Origin of the sequence: Flavobacterium crocinum (genome assembly GCF_003122385.1) — a bacterium.
GTDB lineage: Bacteria > Bacteroidota > Bacteroidia > Flavobacteriales > Flavobacteriaceae > Flavobacterium > Flavobacterium crocinum.
In genome coordinates this window covers 4,920,704-4,938,571 of record NZ_CP029255.1, presented here as the reverse complement: position 1 = coordinate 4,938,571, position 17,868 = coordinate 4,920,704, and the positions used below count along the sequence as shown (strand labels likewise).

Genomic DNA, 17,868 nt, shown 5'->3' with positions numbered 1-17,868 from the left:
AAATCACGAGGTTTTAAATTCCAAATTTTAAATTCCAAATTCCAAAACTTTGTGGAGCTTCTTGCGGAGATCCCTCGTTCCTCGGGATGACAAATGGTATGGTTACGACTCGTACAACCTGAAACCTGAAAATTGAAACAAAACAATCTAACTCCTAAAAGCAATAGGAGTAAAGGACGTTTGCTTTTTGAAGAAATTAGAGAAATGCGCTAATTCTTCAAAACCAAGTGAATAGGCAATTTCAGAAATATTCCAGTCTGTTTGCTTTAAAAGTATTTTAGCTTCATTGGTTAATCTTGTACTGATTAACTCTGTTGTTGTTTTTCCGGTGTTTTCTTTTAAAACTTTGTTTAAATGATTGACGTGTACGGATAATCTCTCTGCAAAATCTTTTGCAGTTCTAAGTTCTAATCGCTGATGTGGTGATTCAATAGGGAATTGTCTTTCCAGCAGTTCTGCAAATAAAGAAGAAACTCTGGCTGCGGAATTGTGTTTAGAATATAAAGCAGTAATGGGTTGTAGTTTTTGTCCAAAGTGAATCAGCTCAGCAACATAATTTCGGATTAAATCGTATTTATAGATATAATCCGAGTTGATTTCTTTTTGTATCTTTTTGAAAATCAAAGCGACTTCTTCGACTTCTTCATCGGATAACTGAAAAATAGGATAACCGTCTGAAGCAAAAATTGGCAGTTCGTCTAAGTCGATTCCACTTTTGCTTTTCGATAAAAATTCGCTGGTAAATACACAGAATTGTCCGCCCTGATTGGTGTCTTGCGGTAAATAGTTGTATGGGATTTTTGGTGTTGCAAATAACAATCCCTGCTTTTCAATGTCGATTACTTTATCAGCATATTCGGCTCTGTTTTTCCCTCTTATTAAACTGATTTTGTAATAAGCCCTTCTGTCATAAGGCATACCGGGTTTTCCTTTCATGCGTTCCAAAAGTTCCTTAATATCAAAAACATTAAAATGCCCGATTTCTTTCTGAATGTCATTTGGTAACAGGGAAGTTGGTTCTACGGTTGAACCTTCGGTAATGTCTTTATAAAAGGAGTCAAGGGATTTCATATAGAGATGAATTGTAAAAATCAAATATACGAAAAAAATAAACTTTGTCAGCTTAACCGCAAAGAGCGCAAGTTTTTTTTGATTTAGACAGTCTACAGAAAACGCGAAGTTCGCAAAGCTTTGTGAATCTTTGCGAACCTTGCGGAAAAACCTTGCGCTCTTTGCGGTTAAAATAGGCTTCCTTGTACAAACTCAGGCTCAGGATTACTTCCAAAAGGAAAAGAATCCATTACAAAAAACTGTTTTACTACTGGATCAAATTCTCTTAAAACAATTTCGTTGCATTCGAATTGGAGATCAATTGTAGTAAAAAGTTCTGATGCAATTTTAAGATTTTCGGGAGTTAATCTTCTGCCGATTGACATGTGCGGATTGTCGCTTTTTTTAAGTTTTAAAAACTTCAAAGTTTCATGAATCTTTTTCATGATTGGGACAAGTTTTTTTTCTGAATCTTTAGTTACACCGATAAAAAATGCACCACTGGTAGGAAATGAACTAAAATGATTTAAAGAGACCTCGAAAGGTGTAAAACCATCTGAAATTTTTGAAAGTTTTTGTTTGATGGAATCGAATTGAGATTCTTCAATGGTAAATTCACAAATCGTAATATGTGCTTCAGAATTACAGCTGTTATACCAATCGATTTTGCTTCTCAAAAAGTCTTTCATTTTTTTAATGGGTTCAACCAATGTTTTAGAATAAAATACAACCGAATATGTTTTCTCCATTTTTAAGGCTTTGAATTACACAAATTTAAAATTTAAATTGTGCATTCAAAGCCATAGAAAATTTATTTGAAATTTGAATTTAGTCGTTACTTTATAATTTAATTTTTTTGATAACCTCCAAAGTAATTTACCGGACTCCAGTCTGGAATTGCTTTTGGTTTTTCGTTTGCAAAAGTTCTAAAATCATTATCAGCATAAACTACTTTTCCGTTTACGACTGTCAGTTTTGATTCTATGTTTAGTATTTTTTCCTCAGAAGTAGAAAAATAATCATCAGAAAGAATGGCAAAATCAGCCAGTTTATTTGCAGTAAGCATTCCTCTGTCTTTTTCAATGTTGATTAATTGTGCGCTTCCGTAAGTGAATAATTTCAAAGCGGTAGTTCTGTCTACAATATTTTCATCATTCATATATTTTAAACCGCCTAAAGTTTTTCCGGTTGTCAACCAATATAAACCAACCCACGGATTGTAACTTGCCACACGCGTCCCATCAGTTCCCATTCCGACTTTAATTCCTAATTCAAAAATTTTCTTTAAAGGAACCGTATTCGCAGCAGCAGTTTTTCCATATCGTTTAATAAAACTTTCCCCTTGATACGCCATTCTGTGTTGAATTGCAATTCCACCGTTTAAAGCTTTGATACGTTTTAAGTTTTCTACCGAGACCGTTTCAGCATGATCAAAGAACCATAAAAGTCCGTTTAAAGGTGTTTCTTTATTAATATCTTCAATTACATTTAAAAATCTTGTTATACTTTCGTTATAAGTAGCATGAATTCTAAACGGCCATCTGTTTTTAACCAGTAGGGATAAAACTTCTTTTAATTGTCCTTCCATTGCCGGGCTTAATTCGGGTCTTGGTTTATCAAAGTTTTCAAAATCTCCGGCACTCATTACTAAATTTTCTCCGGCGCCCTGAACATGATATTCCACTTTATCTGAATGATGATCGTCGTCACAGCCTTCACCAATTTCAACAGTTTGCATCCATTTGGTATAATCATTTAGTTCTGTTCCTGCTTTTTGTGCAAACAAATAGTAAGGCATTCTAACTGTCAAATCGCTGTCTTTGCATAAACCGTTTGTTACACCGTAATCATCCGGAAAGTTTTGAAATCCGCCTCCTGCATCCATAATCGCGGTTACGCCAAGACGATTCATTTCGGTCATAAATTGTTTAGTTGAGTTGAATTTTTCTTCTTGTGTTAATTCAGGAAGTTTAGCAAGAGTTGAATATAAAATGAAAGCATTTGGTTCTGCAACTAACAATCCTGTCGGATTTCCGTTTGGATCTTTTTCGATTAAACCTGCATTTGGATTTGGTGTATTGGCATCGATTTTTAAAGTTTCTAAACCTGCTTTGTTCAAATAAGCATGTCCATATAAATGAAGAATAAAAGCGGGAACATCACCTGTTGCTTCGTTGATTTCAGCTAAAGTCGGTAACCTTTTTTCTTCAAACTGATAAGCATTCCATCCGCCAACCACGCGAACCCATTGTCCTTTTGGAGTTCTTTGAGCTTGTTCTTTCAGCATTGCCAAAGCTCTTTTTAAAGAACGAACTCCGTCCCATCGTAATTCAGTATTAAAAAATCTTCCTCCGCGGATAATATGCATGTGAGAATCGAATATTCCTGGAATAATCGTTTTTCCCTGGGCATCGATTACGGTTGTTTTTTTGTCTTTTAATTTTAAGATTTCGCTGTTTTTACCTGTTTTAAGGATTTTTCCATCGGCGACAGCCATAGCTTCCACAATTGAGTTTTGATTGTCTAAAGTGTGAATTACAGCATGATGCACAATAAGTGTCGCTTTTTTCTTTTGTCCAAAAACAGGAAGGGAAATGATTAAAAGAAAAGCTAGTATTTTGAAAGAAGGTTTCATAGTGGAGGTTTTTGTTTGGTTGGAGAAAAGACTGTATGTTTTGAGCACACAGTCTTTATTTATTGGATAGATTAAAATTTGACGCTGATTTTACAGATTCGTATTCGCGAAGACGCTGATTTGTACAGATTTTTTTAAAGTAAATAGGATGAATTAAAATCCGTTTTTGATCTGCGCCTTCGCGATAACGAATCCGTTTTATCCGCGTTCACTAAGATTTAGTGTTTCAACATTTCGTGAGCGTATTGTACACCTACACCGTAAGCACCACCGTATTTTTTAACCAAATCAGTTACCGGTACATAAGTTTCCTGACGAGCCCAGTCACGTTGTAATTCTAATAAGTATTGTAAAGAAGTTACAGGATGAGCACCAGCCTGAACCATACGAGTTACCGCCATTTCATGAGCTTCTTTAGAAACGTCACCGCTTGCATCTGTAATTACATAAACGTCATATCCTTCGTTGATTGCTGATAAAACTGGTCCAACAATACAAACACTTGTCCATAAACCGCCAAATACGATTTTCTTTTTACCAGTTGCAATAATTGCTTTACGTGCTGGAGCATCTTCCCAGGTATTCATTGTTGTACGGTCGATATAGTTTGAAGTTTTTTGAGGGTAGAATTCTTCGATTTCTCTAAAAACAGGTCCGCTAAAAGATTTTTCGGCAACCGTTGTAACGATAGTTGGTACTTTAAATATTTTTGAAGCTCCGGCTACCAAGGCTGTATTGTTTCTAAGCTGATCAATAGGAATATTGCTTACTGCAAATGCCATTTGACTTTCGTAATCGATTAAAACTAAAGTATGATTTGTTGGGTCTAGTAACGCTGGACTTGGTTTTTGAGCAAATCCGATAAAGGTTACTAAAGCTAAAACTGCTGTAAGGATTAATTTTTTCATGATAATTTTGATTTTGTTGTTAATGATTAGGTTTTAAAATATTGTGATTTTTACTTTTTAGTATTCAAAATGAATGCCCTATTCCTAAAGCCTTGTTCTTAAAGGGATTTCTTCAAAAAAGGCAAAAGAAGTCTTAACGATATATCGTAAATTTTTGACGATCTTCGTGATTGTATTGTTTTAAAGCTAAAATGATTGAAAGGAAACTAGGGCGCTATATTTTTCCTTTTAAATGTAATCTGTGGAGAATTTCTGATTTTAATAATCCGCTTCCGCCACCAAAATGTTCAATTACTTCTACGTCTGGCTGTTGTTTTAAACAAAAAGAAGTAAAATCTTTTTCTACATCATCTTCGATTCCGGAGCTCAAAAGGACAACGTCGATTTTGTGGTTACGAAAATATTCCTGAGCTTCTGTTTCGCTGCTAAATGCGACTCCGTTCCAGTCTTCATAAGCATTTACAAGGCGAAGTAAAATGGCCAGAATCGCTTCGTTTTTTCCAAGTAATAAGAATTCAAGTGTTTTCATTTTTTTCTGAGTTGCTGAGATTCTAAGATGCTGAGATTCTAAGTTTTTTGACTTTTAAATTTCAGTTTCGCAGAACTTCTGATTTTACTTTACAAATTTATTGCTTTCGTTTTTGCTTCAACTTAATCTAGAATAAGAAAAAGATACTAAGGTTCTAAGATGCTGAGTTTTTCTTTATTTTTCGATTTCAGTTTTTGACAGAACTTGTAATTAATATTGCAAATTTATTAGTTCCAATTTTGTTTCGACTTAATCTAGAATAAGAAAAAGATACTAAGGTTCTGATGCTAAGAAGCTGAGTTTTTCTTTGTTTTTTAATTTCAGTTTTTGACAGAACTTGTAATTTATATTGCAAATTTATTAGTTCCAATTTTGTTTCGACTTAATCTGGAATAAGAAAAAGATACTAAGGTTCTAAGATGCTAAGAAGCTGAGTTTTTCTTTATTTTTTGATTTCAGTTTTTGACAGAACTTGTAATTAATATTGCAAATTTATTAGTTCCAATTTTGTTTCGACTTAATCTGGAATAAGAAAAAGATACTAAGGTTCTGATGCTAAGAAGCTGAGTTTTTCTTTGTTTTTTAATTTCAGTTTTTGACAGAACTTGTAATTTATATTGCAAATTTATTAGTTCCAATTTTGTTTCGACTTAATCTGGAATAAGAAAAAGATACTAAGGTTCTAAGATGATAAGAAGCTGAGTTTTTCTTTATTTTTTGATTTCAGTTTTTGACAGAACTTGTAATTTATGTTGCAAATATATTTAGTGAAAGAAAAAGAGGAATTAATCGAGAATAAGAAACATCTTTTTAAGTGTGTTTTTTACACTTTAAATGTTAAAATTTGCAATTATTTGTTTAAAATAATGTTAAAGTTTTAGTTTTAAGTTACTGGTTTTTAGCTGTTTATTGTTTTTTGCTTCTGATTTAGAGCTTGTTTTTTAGTCATTATGTGGAAAACCGTAAGGGAATCTCTTTTCTGCATTATAATTTTGGGATGTAGAAATTTGAAAACGGTGATGCTCTTTACCTTTTTAGATGTCACTCGAAATTTTTACAGAAAACAGTTTTTGGAGAAACGTTTTTATTTTTAATTAAGACATATTCATTTGATCGTGGGTATTTGTATATAGTTTGCAATGTACAATTAATGTCTAATTTTTTTTGGGTTTTAAGATTAAGTCGACGGACCTAATTTTAAGACCCTTTTTTTTATAAAATTAACGAAAGTCCGATTAGCCAAAATTGTAACATATCGGTGTTTATTTTAAATTTCTGAGGAGAATAGCCATAATAATTTTTAAAAGCGGCCGAGAAATGAGAAACATCTTTATAGCCGCATTTGTAAGCTGCTTCGCTAACTGTTGCCGATTTGCTCTGGAACAATTCTTTTGCATGTTCCATTCTTAACTTAATGATATAGCTTTTTACAGTTGTTCCAAAACAAGCCTTAAAACCTTTTTTTAGCTTGAATTCGTTTAATGAAATTTGTCTGGAAAGTTCAGGAAGAGTAGGAGTGTTTCGATAATCGTTGTCTAATATATTTTTTGCTTCTAATAATTTGTTGTAATCCTCGCTGTCAATTTTTTCTTCTGGTTTAGGTTTAGAAATCACCGATTCTAACTGATGTATTAAAAGCTCTTTGATTTTGGTTTCAATGTACATTTTCTTTAATGCGCCTTTCCGGTTACAATTTTTGATCTCCGAAATAATCCATTGAATAGAAGAAGTGAAGGGGATGTATTTCGAGTTGAGATAGCCGGATTTTTTGACGAGAATGTTTTTAGAAAATTTTTCATGAAGTTTCCAGTCTTCATTAATTATATTAAAGTAGAATTCTTTAGAAAAGATAATTGTTAAATAATTTACTTTTTCAAATGCGGGAATTTTATAGGTGCCTTTGTATTTTGTAGTATAAAAAATATTGTGAGTATTCTGCTTTAAATATTTTTCATTTTCAAGTTGATCAATTTGAGTCTCGATGTTATTGCAGCTTATAAAATCCATTACGATACATTCATCATTAATTTCGAAAACATCGGTTTGAGGCTGTGTAAAGTACATTTCTGTATTTATTAAAACCATTCCGTCTGTTGCCAGAATATGACTCTTTATATCTTCTGTGTCTTCTTTTTGAAGATCAATATTTTCTTCTTTAAGAATACTTTTTGGATTGTAGCGAGTATCTATTTCAATGTCAATAATTGGTTTTTCGTGCGATAAAAGAGTAGACTTGATTTTCAAAATTTAATCCGTTTTTACAAAATAATAATCCGTTTTTCCCTAACTTTTTTGAGTGAGTTGATGGTACTTTTGCGGCAAAGTTATTTATAATTAGTCTAATTAAATATATGTCAACGCCAAAAATTTTATTTTTTATTTCATTTTTCTTCTTTTCGTTCTTATCATTTTCCCAGCAAAATCAAGGGGTAATAGTTAGTGGACAGGTAGTTGAAAAATCTGGTCAAACCGTTCCATTTGCAACTGTAGTGATAGAAAAAACGGACTTAAGTATGGTCTCTGATGAAAACGGAAAGTTTATTTTCAGAAATGTTAAACCAGGAAAACATACTATTAAAGTTTCTGCAATTGGTTTTTCAGGCTTTAAAAAAAGCATAGAGGTTTCTGGAACTTCTGTAAATATTCCGGTTCAATTGGATAACGAATTGCAGGAATTAGAAAGCGTTACGGTTTTAGGACGTTCCTCAGTTGATAAGATCAATAAGCAAGCTTACAACGTAACAGCTGTCGATGCAAAAAAACTACATAACTCTACTTTGGATCTGGCACATGCATTAGATAGAGTGTCAGGCGTACGTTTTCGTGAAGCCGGAGGTGTAGGATCCCGATCTGAATTATCGATTAACGGGTTTTCCGGAAACCAAATTAAAATTTTTATTGACGGTGTGCCAATGGATAATTTTGGTTCGTCTTTTCAAATCAATAATATTCCAATTAACCTGGCTGATCGTGTAGAGGTTTATAAAGGTGTTGTGCCCATTTGGTTAGGTGGAGATGCTTTAGGAGGAGCTGTTAATATCGTAACGAATAGCAAACCTCGTAAATATGTTGATGCTTCTTATTCCTTTGGATCATTCAACACTTTTAAAACTGCCATAAACGCTGGTTATACTTCAAAAAGTGGTTTTACCACAGAGATTAATGCATTTCAAAATTATTCGGATAATAATTATTGGGTAAATGTTGAAACTAATGATTTGGAAACTGGTAAATATTATCCAGAAACACGAGTAAGAAGATTTCATGATAATTACCATAATGAAACTGTAATTTTTAATATTGGAATTACGGGTAAAAAATACGCCGATAAATTAATGATTGGTTTTACAACCGGACAAAATAAGGCTGATATTCAAACCGGAGCCAGAATGGTTGCAGTATTTGGCGAAAGATATAGACGTGGGAACACTTTGATGCCTACTTTAAAATACCAGGTAAAAGATTTGTTTACAAAAGGGTTGAATATTGATGTAACAGGAAATTTTAATTTTGGCTATGAACAAACTGTAGATACTGTAAATAGACGTTACAATTGGTTTGGACAATATACACAAAACGCTGGACCAGGTGGAGAAGCCGGTAGATCCCTCTATAAATTTAAAAACAACAATGGAATAGCCACTTTTAATGCAACTTATGCTATAGGGGAACATCATTCTTTGTTAATAAACAACACATTTAACACATTTGACCGTAAAGGAAGTGATGAGCTTTATCCTGAGTCTGTAACGTATCAGCAACCTGAAAAACTACAAAAGAATATTTTGGCAGCGGGCTACAAATTTGACTACAATGAAAAATGGAGCACCTCATTATTTTTAAAGAATTATGATTTAAACACTACGCTCACCAGAAGTTATAATCCTTCTGGAAACTGGGGAGATGTTGCCTATATGGAGTTAAATAATAAAACATCTTCTTTAGGTTATGGAGGAGCAAGCAGCTATTATTTAAAACAAAATTTACAGCTAAAAGCTTCTTATGAAAAAACCTACAGATTACCTACACCGAATGAAATTTTTGGTGATCCCAATGATAATTTACAGGGTAATAATGGTTTAAAACCAGAATCAAGTAACAATATTAACTTAGGTTTAAGTTATCAAACTAGTTTTAATGACATCAATGCCTTAACATTTGATGTAAATGGTATTTATCGTAATGCTACTGATTTTATTCGTACTGAATTTAATAATAATCAAAACAAAACTGTAACCGTTAATCAGGGAAGTGTAAAAACAAAAGGTGTTGATGGAGAGATTCGATACTCTTACAAAAAGCGATTTACTTCTGGTCTTAATATAACTTATCAGGATATACGAAATATGACCAAATATGAGCCAGAGCAAAATTATGTTTCCTATTATTATAAGGACAGAGTACCTAATATCCCTTATTTATTTGGTAATCTTGATGGAACAGTTTTTTTTAACGATGTATTTAAAAAAGGAAATAATTTGTCTGTAGGCTATAATCTTCTTTATGTACATGCCTATTATTTGTACTGGCCAAGTAGAGGAGGCTCAAATGGTAAACATGATATTCCTACACAGCTTAAGCATGATTTAAACCTGGTTTACACAATGGCCAATGGAAAATACAACATCGCCTTAGAATGTCAAAACTTATTGGATAATGAACTTGTGGATAATTTTTCACTTCAAAAACCAAGTCGTGCTTTTTATCTGAAGTTTAGATATTTCTTTAACAAATCGAATAAATAATTTTAATATAAACTTTAATACTTATGAAAACAATTAGTAAATTACCTTTACTATTAGCTGCGTTTGCTTTCACTTTTACTTCATGTGAGAGTAGCGACGACAAAAATGAAGGAGCTAGTGGAGAAACTGGAAAATCAAAATATATAATTACCGTTTCTACAGGAGCAACAGGAGTAGCAGATTATCTATTGACTGCCGACGACGTTTCAAAAGGATCAATTACCACAGCTGGAAACGGATTAGAGCAAGATGGTACTTATCGTTATTATTTATCAACGCAAAACAAATTTTTTAGTTTCCTTTACGGTCAGGGAAATCCGGGAGCTGTTACTACTTATGGCTTAACGGCAAATGGAGACTTAACTAAGACTTCAAATTTCCAGGCAGAGACAGTGCAAGTTTTTGCACCTGTTAACAAAGATATCGTAATGGTAAAAGTACCTAGAAGTGGCGCTTCAATTTCTTACATGTATAAAGTTGATGCAGAACAATCTGTACTTACAGGAACAGTATCACAAGATACGAGACTTTTAATTGGAAATAAAAATCCGGATTTAGCAGAAAGAGCTCATTTTACTTGGGCAACTCAGGTAGGAGATAAAGTATTTATGCCTTATATGAAAATTAATGGTATTGCTCCGGATACTTTTGGAACAAGACATGCTGATAGTACTTGGGTAGCGGTATATAGTTATCCGGATCTAAAATTAGAAAAAGTAATAAAAGATAACCGTACAAGTTACTTAGGAGCTTATTTTACTAATGGATTGTTTCAAGATGAAAAAGGAGATGCTTATGGATTTTCTGGAGCTATTGGAACAGCTAATGGTGTAGTTACTTCTACAAAACCTTCGGCTGTTATTAAAATTAGTAAAGGTACCACAGAATTTGACAAATCTTATTTCTTTAATGTTCAGGAAAAATCAGGAGGGTACAAAATTTCTTCTACAAGTTATATCTCAAATGGTAAGTTCTTACTATTAATGTACGGAAACGCTGGAACTAATTCAGGAGCTGTTAAGTTAGCTGTTGCTGATGTATACAACCAAACCTTTAAATGGGTTACTGGTATGCCTGCTACATTGTCAAATGCTACTACTCGTTATAATATTACAACAGAAGATGGAAATTCAGCTATTCTTGGTGTAAATACACCAGACGGAAACTGGATTTACTCTATCAACGGTTCGACCGCTGTTGCTACACAAGGTATGAAAGTTGAAGGTGGTCAGATTACTGCTATCCAGACATTAAAATACTAATATCTTTTTTTACCGTAAGTCCTTATTTCTATGGGGACTTACGTTTTTTTTTCAATTTATCATATTTATCTATCCAATATGTTTTCTTCTTCAAAACCAAAACCAACTAATAAGAAAAAGAGTAAAAAGTCGCTTTTTAAGCGTATTATGGCCTGGCTGCATTTATGGCTTGGGTTAGCATCCGGAATTATCGTAGTTATTGTTAGTCTTACGGGCTGTATTTATGTTTTCGAAAATGAAATTAAAGATTTTATCGAAGACTGGCGTTTTGTTAAACCACAGCAGAAAGAATTTTTGCTGCCTTCTCAATTGGTAGCAATTGCTGACAAAAAAATGAAAGATAAAAAAGCAACCAGTGTTACTTTTGGTTCGAAAGAAGATGCTGCAATTGTAGGTTATTTTGTGGAGAAAAAAGAAGAAGGTGAAAAGGGAAAAGGAGAAAAAGGAGAGCACAAAAAAGGTGATAAAAGAAAAGATTTCGCTAAAAATGAGGGCGAAAAAACAAAAGCTGATTTGAAACCTTTAGCGAATGAAAAAGGAAAAGAAGGAGGTAAAGGTAAGGGCAAAGGTAAGGGCAAAGGCGGAAGAAGAAGTGGCACTTTTATAAGTGTATACATGAATCCGTATACAGGAGAAATTCTAAATGTAAAAACATTTTCAAGAGGGGATTCTCCGGATTTTTTCAGATGGATATTAAATGGACACCGTGCATTATGGCTTCCGTATGATATTGGACGCCCGATTGTAGGTGTTGCGGTTTTGATTTTTGTGGTGTTATTAATTTCAGGTATTGTTTTGTGGTGGCCTACAAAATGGATCAAATCGATTATAGATAAAAGTTTTAAAATTAAATGGGACGCGAGTTTTAAGCGTGTCAATTACGATCTACATAATGTACTGGGTTTTTACAGCTGTATTTTTCTGTTTTTTATTGCTGTAACAGGTTTGGTGTGGAGTTTTGGCTGGTGGAGTAAATCGTTGTATTGGGTAACTTCAGGAGGAACCCCATTAGTAGAAAACAGAGAATCTCCAAAATCGGATACTACTCATGTAAAAGAGTTTAAAATTACAACGGCTGATAAAGTTTTATTAAATATTAAAAAAGAAAACCCTCAGGCATCCGGAATCATGATCAGTATTCCGGGAAAACCTGCAGATCCTATTGGTGCTTTTGTGTACAAACAAAAAAACACTTTTTATAATATGGATCGCTACAGTTTTGATCAGCAGTCTCTGAAAGAGATTACGATTAAAACTCCATTTTCCGGAAAATATATTGAGGCTAATATTCCGGACAAAATCCGAAGAATGAATTATGATATTCATGTTGGAAGTGTTCTGGGATTAACAGGTAAGATTATTGCCTTTTTGGCCAGTTTAATTTCTGCCAGTTTGCCTATTACCGGATTTATTATCTGGTGGGGAAAACAGAAATTTGGCAAAAAGAAAACGCCTGCTGCAAAACCAAAAGTGGCAAGTAAAGCGATTCCTGTTCCTAAATTGAAGAATAACGCAGAACAAGAAGTTACTGCTTAACATATTAAAATGGTTTTTTTTAATTCCTTTTTGTTTTTTTTTTTTGATCAAAAGGCAAAACTTGAAAAAGTTTTGCCTTTCTTATTTTTAGTTGTAACCATTTGCTTTAAGCCATTCTATACAATCTCTTGTCCAGAATTTACTGGTATCGTTTACTCCTAAACCAAATCCGTGGCCGCCTTTTTCATATAAATGTAACTCGGCTGTAACTCCGTTTCTTTTCAGAGCCAAATAATAATTGATGCTGTTTTCCGGTATTACTACAGTATCGTCTGTAGCATGAATTAAGAAAGCAGGAGGTGTTTTTGCGGTCACTTTCTTTTCGTTTGAAAAGGAATCTAAAAGTTCCTGAGATGGATTATTACCGAGAAGATTAATTTGCGAACCTTTGTGAGTTATCTCGTTTTCCATTGAAATTACAGGATAAATTAAAAGAGAAAAATCAGGGCGGGCACTTATTTTATATGTAGAGTCATAAACTTTATCATCATAATGAGTTGATAAAGTAGCTGCTAAATGTCCTCCGGCAGAAAATCCTAAGATTCCAATTTTATTTGGGTCAATATTCCATTTTGTTGCATTCTGTCTTACATAACGCAGCGTTTCCTGTGCATCCTGTAACGGACCTACATTTTTATTTTTCATAGTTAAGTCGTTAGGCATTCGATATTTTAAGACAAAGGCAGCAATTCCAAGACTATTGAACCATTCTGCTACTTTTGTTCCTTCTTTATTAAATGCCAGATGAGTGTAACCGCCTCCGGGACAAATTACAACAGCGGTTTGATTTGGTTTTACTTCTTTTGGTATAAAAATGCTTAAAGTGGGTACAGAAACCTGACTTGTACTTTGCATTTTTCCATCTTTTAATACTTCTTTTTCTGTATAATCTGTTGCTTTAATTTCATCCGGAACTTTATTCCATAACGGAATAACCTGATTTTGTGCGTTTATGGAAAATGCTGCCGAAAAAAGAAGAAAACTTAGTGTAATTCTCCTTAAAAGTTGTATTTTTTTATTTTTCAATTTTATTTATAATTATTTGGTTTATAATGTTTTATATTTGATTTGCACGGTAAATGCAACCGATGGCTTAAATTAATTAAAAATGTTAAAAACAGCTTAAATAATCAACAATTACAGGACGATTTTGCCCCGTAAAAAGGATGAATTTCACCTGTTGGCTTTTAACAAATATATTGTTTAATGTGTAATTTTGTATTCTTTTTTTTATGTAATATGTTTATTTGAAAACCTTAAATTATTTTTTATACAATTTATTTGGATTGTAGAGATTAAAAACTATATTTGTGCAATCGATTACATTATTTCTTTTTAGAACTGTTAATTTATTGATTTTAATATTTTTAAATAGAGGTAAACGGTGTTGCTAAAATTACCAAAAATTACAAAACTATAATACCCACTTACTATGAATCAAACCGAAACAGTTGCAGTAAATGAGAACGTTAAGACCACAGGGAAATACCGTTGGAGTATTTGTGCCTTATTGTTTTTTGCAACAACAATCAATTATCTTGACAGACAAGTACTTTCTTTAACTTGGAGTGATTTTATCGCGCCAGAATTTCATTGGACAAATAATGATTATGGAAATATTACCGCGTTATTTTCTATTTTCTACGCAGTTTCGCTATTGTTTGCAGGAAGATTTGTAGATTGGTTAGATACTAAAAAAGGATTTCTTTGGGCAATTGGAATTTGGTCTGTAGGAGCTTGTCTTCATGCTTTCTGCGGAATTGCAACTTCAGGAATCATTACAGGAGAATGGTTTGTAGGTTTTCATGGTTCAAAAGAAATAATTAGTACTGTTAGCGATACGGCTTTAGTGATTAATGTAAGTGTTGCATTATTCATCTTTGCTCGTTTCGTTTTGGCGGTTGGAGAAGCAGGAAACTTTCCGGCAGCAATTAAAACGACAGCAGAATATTTTCCTAAAAAAGACAGAGCTTTTGCAACCAGTATTTTCAATGCAGGAGCGACAGTTGGAGCTTTAGCAGCGCCAATTACAATTCCGTTTATTGCAAAATCTTTCGGATGGGAAATGTCTTTTATCATTATCGGAGCTTTAGGTTTTGTTTGGATGGGATTTTGGATGTTTATGTACGATAAGCCAGAAAGACATTCTAAAGTTACAGCAGAAGAATTAGCTTACATTCAGCAAGATGATATTGCAGATAGTAAATTAGTTGGTTACGTTCCTGAAACTACTACGAAAGTTTCTTTAGCAGACTGTTTCAAATACAAACAAACTTGGGCATTTGCTTTCGGTAAATTTATGACAGACGGTGTTTGGTGGTTTTTCTTGTTCTGGACACCGGCTTATTTAAGTTCCGTTTACGGAATGGATTCTACAGAAGCGGCATTTCCATTATTTGTACTTTATCTAATTACTTTATTATCAATTATTGGAGGTTGGCTTCCAACTTACTTTGTAGAGAAAAAAGGAATGAATCCTTACGAAGGACGAATGAGAGCAATGTTAATTTTTGCCTTTTTTCCGCTTTTAGCATTAATTGCGCAACCATTAGGATACATTAGTTATTGGGTTCCAGTAATCATTATCGGAATTGCAGGAGCTGCACACCAATCTTGGTCGGCTAATATATTTACAACTGTTGGAGATATGTTTCCGAAAAAAGCAATTGCAACTATTACAGGAATTGGAGGTTTAGCAGGAGGGGTAGGATCAACTTTAATTAATAAAGGATCTGGAGTTTTGTTTGATTATGCTAAAGATACCAATATGGTTTTTATGGGATTCAAAGGAATTGAAGCTGGATATTTTATCATTTTTTCTATCTGTGCAGTTTGTTATCTAACGGGCTGGATTGTAATGAAATCACTAGTTCCAAAATACAGTCCGATTACAAATCTCTAACCAAGATTTTTCGAAACTAACTAACCAACCTAAACCAAAACCACATCATGAACCAAGCTAATGTAGCAATAGGAAAATACCGTTGGACTATTTGCAGTTTAGTCTTTTTTGCTACAACTGTCAATTATCTCGATAGAAATGTAATAAGTTACCTTAGGCCTTTTTTGGCAGAAGCGTTTCATTGGACGCCAGAACAAGAAGTTATAGATTACTCTAATATCGAATTGGCATTTAAAATTGCATACGCTTTAGGGATGCTGGTTGCAGGAGGAATTATTGATAAGTTAGGAACTAAATTAGGGTATGCAATTGCAACTGGTTTATGGAGTTTAGCGGCAATTGGACATGCATTGGCAACTGGTACAGGAGGTTTTTTAATAGCCCGCGTGTTTTTAGGAGTTACAGAAGCAGGAAATTTTCCGGCCGCAATAAAAGCAACAGCCGAATGGTTTCCTCAGAAAGAAAGGGCTTTAGCAACTGGAATTTTTAATTCAGGAAGTAATATTGGGGCTATTATTGTTCCGTTAACAGTTCCTCATATTGCAGAAAAATATGGCTGGCAATGGGCTTTTATTATAACTGGAATTGTTGGTTTTGTATGGCTCGCGTTATGGTTTTTATTTTATGAGGTGCCTCAGAAACAGAAACGTTTGTCTCAGGCAGAATTAGAATATATTACGTCAGATAAGCTGGAACCAGTAGAAGAGTCAAAAGAAAAGGTTTCTTGGATAAAGTTGCTTTCATTTCGTCAAACGTGGGCTTTCGCTATTGGTAAATTATTGACAGATCCAGTTTGGTGGTTTTATTTGTTCTGGTTGCCAGATTTCTTGATGAAACAATATAAGCTCACGGCTACTGAAATTATTTGGCCTTGTGCTTTGGTTTACATGATTGGAAGTATTGGAAGTGTTGGTGGAGGTTGGCTTCCGCTGAAATTAATAAATAGCAATTGGCCGGCTTATAAAGCAAGAAAAACAAGTATGTTGCTGTATGCTTTTGCAGTTTTGCCTGTTTTATTTGCGCAGCAATTAGGAGCAATAAATATCTGGTTTGCCATTTTGGTTATTGGTTTAGCAGTTTCGGCTCATCAGGCATGGAGTGCAAATATTTTTACAACAGTTTCAGATATGTTTCCAAAAAAAGCTACAGCATCGGTTACAGGAATGGGAGGAATGTTTGGAGCACTTGGAGGAATCTTATTGACGTTGCTTGTTCAGAAGAATATGTTTGTTTATTACACTAAAATAGGCAAAATAGAAACAGGTTATTTTATTATGTTCTGTATCTGTGGAGCATCGTATTTATTAGCTTGGCTCATTATGCATATACTAGTCCCAAGAATGAAAAAGGTAGAATTATAAAAGCAAAAAATAGTTCAAGTGAAATAAATTTTGGTTTGAATTATGGTTTTTCAATATAAAAAATTAATTTTGTGCAATCGATTACATTAAATAGAAATTATGACAAAATATAGTTCAAGATACGCGTCAAGCCCAGAAGCTGTTAAAAAATATGATACACAACAATTGAGAGAAGAATTCTTGATTGATGACTTAATGCAGGAAGACGAAGTTGTTTTGGTTTATTCTCATTATGACAGATATATTGCAGGTTCTGCAGTGCCGGTAAAAGGAGATTTGGTTTTAGAAACTATTGATCCTTTAAAAGCACCATATTTTTTAGAAAGAAGAGAGCTTGGAATTATTAATGTAGGGGGAAGTGGTTCTGTCGTAGTAGAAGGAACAACTTATGAATTAGGATTTAAAGATGCTTTATACATTGGAGCAGGAAATAAAGAAGTGGTTTTTAAAAGTGATGACAGCAGTAATCCTGCTAAATTTTATTTAAACTCTGCACCTGCACACACAACATATCCAACTAAGAAAGTAAGTTTAGCTGAAGCTAATAAATTACAGTTGGGAACGATGGAAACGGCAAATCATCGTACAGTGAATCAAATGATTATTGGAAGCGTGGTAACGACTTGTCAATTACAAATGGGAATGACAGAATTGAAACCAGGAAGTGTTTGGAATACAATGCCGGCTCACGTACACGATCGTAGAATGGAAGTTTATTTTTACTTAGATATTCCACAGGATCAGGCAGTTTGTCACTTTATGGGGCAGCCACAAGAAACAAGACATATCTGGATGAGCAATCATCAGGCAGTAATTTCTCCGCCTTGGTCTATTCACTCAGGATCAGGAACTAGTAATTATACTTTTATCTGGGGAATGGCAGGTGAAAATTTAGATTACGGAGATATGGATGTTTGTAAAATCACTGATTTAAGATAAG

General features: G+C 33.6%; 13 protein-coding genes. 6 read left to right on the top strand and 7 right to left on the bottom strand.

Annotated elements, in window-relative coordinates:
• Positions 1-147: 147 nt before the first annotated feature.
• The 6 genes from HYN56_RS21030 to HYN56_RS20995 form a co-directional block, all read right to left on the bottom strand.
• Positions 148-1,071: a helix-turn-helix domain-containing protein gene (locus tag HYN56_RS21030; protein ID WP_109193988.1), complete on the bottom strand. Its 924-nt coding sequence runs from the start codon at positions 1,069-1,071 to the stop codon at positions 148-150.
• Between the two features lie 167 nt (positions 1,072-1,238).
• Positions 1,239-1,799 (bottom strand): 2'-5' RNA ligase family protein, encoded by a 561-nt coding sequence (locus HYN56_RS21025; RefSeq protein WP_109193987.1) that lies wholly within the window; start codon positions 1,797-1,799, stop codon positions 1,239-1,241.
• A gap of 98 nt (positions 1,800-1,897) precedes the next feature.
• The gene (locus HYN56_RS21020) at positions 1,898-3,685 is read right to left on the bottom strand and encodes an amidohydrolase (protein WP_109193986.1); all 1,788 of its coding nucleotides are present in this window, start codon (positions 3,683-3,685) and stop codon (positions 1,898-1,900) included.
• Positions 3,686-3,903: 218 nt separating this feature from the next.
• On the bottom strand, positions 3,904-4,593 hold the full coding sequence (locus HYN56_RS21015) for a hydrolase (protein ID WP_109193985.1): 690 nt from the start codon (positions 4,591-4,593) through the stop codon (positions 3,904-3,906).
• A 214-nt stretch (positions 4,594-4,807) separates the two neighbouring features.
• Positions 4,808-5,122 carry a hypothetical protein gene (locus tag HYN56_RS21010; protein ID WP_109193984.1) on the bottom strand — a complete coding sequence of 105 codons (315 nt, stop codon included), beginning with the start codon at positions 5,120-5,122 and terminating at the stop codon, positions 4,808-4,810.
• A 1,212-nt stretch (positions 5,123-6,334) separates the two neighbouring features.
• Positions 6,335-7,366, bottom strand: coding sequence for a helix-turn-helix domain-containing protein (locus HYN56_RS20995; RefSeq protein ID WP_109193982.1), 1,032 nt, complete (start codon positions 7,364-7,366; stop codon positions 6,335-6,337).
• A gap of 107 nt (positions 7,367-7,473) precedes the next feature.
• On the opposite strand from HYN56_RS20995, the gene HYN56_RS20990 reads away from it, so the two are divergent.
• From HYN56_RS20990 to HYN56_RS20980, 3 genes are all read left to right on the top strand, one after another.
• A complete protein-coding gene (locus HYN56_RS20990) occupies positions 7,474-9,867 on the top strand; it encodes a TonB-dependent receptor (RefSeq protein ID WP_109193981.1) in 2,394 nt (797 codons plus the stop codon).
• A gap of 23 nt (positions 9,868-9,890) precedes the next feature.
• Positions 9,891-11,129 carry a DUF4374 domain-containing protein gene (locus HYN56_RS20985; RefSeq protein ID WP_109193980.1) on the top strand — a complete coding sequence of 413 codons (1,239 nt, stop codon included), beginning with the start codon at positions 9,891-9,893 and terminating at the stop codon, positions 11,127-11,129.
• 78 nt (positions 11,130-11,207) lie between these two features.
• Positions 11,208-12,665 carry a PepSY-associated TM helix domain-containing protein gene (locus HYN56_RS20980; RefSeq protein WP_109193979.1) on the top strand — a complete coding sequence of 486 codons (1,458 nt, stop codon included), beginning with the start codon at positions 11,208-11,210 and terminating at the stop codon, positions 12,663-12,665.
• Positions 12,666-12,752: 87 nt separating this feature from the next.
• Here HYN56_RS20980 and HYN56_RS20975 read toward each other — a convergent pair whose 3' ends face one another.
• On the bottom strand, positions 12,753-13,691 hold the full coding sequence (locus HYN56_RS20975) for an alpha/beta hydrolase (RefSeq protein ID WP_109193978.1): 939 nt from the start codon (positions 13,689-13,691) through the stop codon (positions 12,753-12,755).
• Between the two features lie 406 nt (positions 13,692-14,097).
• Between HYN56_RS20975 and HYN56_RS20970 the strand changes: the two genes are divergently transcribed.
• From HYN56_RS20970 to kduI, 3 genes are all read left to right on the top strand, one after another.
• Positions 14,098-15,567 (top strand): MFS transporter, encoded by a 1,470-nt coding sequence (locus HYN56_RS20970; RefSeq protein ID WP_109193977.1) that lies wholly within the window; start codon positions 14,098-14,100, stop codon positions 15,565-15,567.
• A gap of 47 nt (positions 15,568-15,614) precedes the next feature.
• A complete protein-coding gene (locus tag HYN56_RS20965; RefSeq protein WP_109193976.1) occupies positions 15,615-16,928 on the top strand; it encodes an MFS transporter in 1,314 nt (437 codons plus the stop codon).
• Between the two features lie 99 nt (positions 16,929-17,027).
• Entirely contained in the window at positions 17,028-17,867 is an 840-nt protein-coding gene (gene kduI / locus HYN56_RS20960; protein WP_109193975.1) for a 5-dehydro-4-deoxy-D-glucuronate isomerase, read from the top strand.
• Position 17,868 lies beyond the last annotated feature (1 nt).

Bases quoted from the DNA above. Each gene is read 5' to 3' on its own strand.
- HYN56_RS21030 (WP_109193988.1), bottom strand. From the start codon at position 1,071: ATGAAATCCCTTGACTCCTTTTATAAAGACATTACCGAAGGTTCAACC.
- HYN56_RS21025 (WP_109193987.1), bottom strand. From the start codon at position 1,799: ATGGAGAAAACATATTCGGTTGTATTTTATTCTAAAACATTGGTTGAA.
- HYN56_RS21020 (WP_109193986.1), bottom strand. From the start codon at position 3,685: ATGAAACCTTCTTTCAAAATACTAGCTTTTCTTTTAATCATTTCCCTT.
- HYN56_RS21015 (WP_109193985.1), bottom strand. From the start codon at position 4,593: ATGAAAAAATTAATCCTTACAGCAGTTTTAGCTTTAGTAACCTTTATC.
- HYN56_RS21010 (WP_109193984.1), bottom strand. From the start codon at position 5,122: ATGAAAACACTTGAATTCTTATTACTTGGAAAAAACGAAGCGATTCTG.
- HYN56_RS20990 (WP_109193981.1), top strand. From the start codon at position 7,474: ATGTCAACGCCAAAAATTTTATTTTTTATTTCATTTTTCTTCTTTTCG.
- HYN56_RS20985 (WP_109193980.1), top strand. From the start codon at position 9,891: ATGAAAACAATTAGTAAATTACCTTTACTATTAGCTGCGTTTGCTTTC.
- HYN56_RS20980 (WP_109193979.1), top strand. From the start codon at position 11,208: ATGTTTTCTTCTTCAAAACCAAAACCAACTAATAAGAAAAAGAGTAAA.
- HYN56_RS20970 (WP_109193977.1), top strand. From the start codon at position 14,098: ATGAATCAAACCGAAACAGTTGCAGTAAATGAGAACGTTAAGACCACA.
- HYN56_RS20965 (WP_109193976.1), top strand. From the start codon at position 15,615: ATGAACCAAGCTAATGTAGCAATAGGAAAATACCGTTGGACTATTTGC.
- kduI (WP_109193975.1), top strand. From the start codon at position 17,028: ATGACAAAATATAGTTCAAGATACGCGTCAAGCCCAGAAGCTGTTAAA.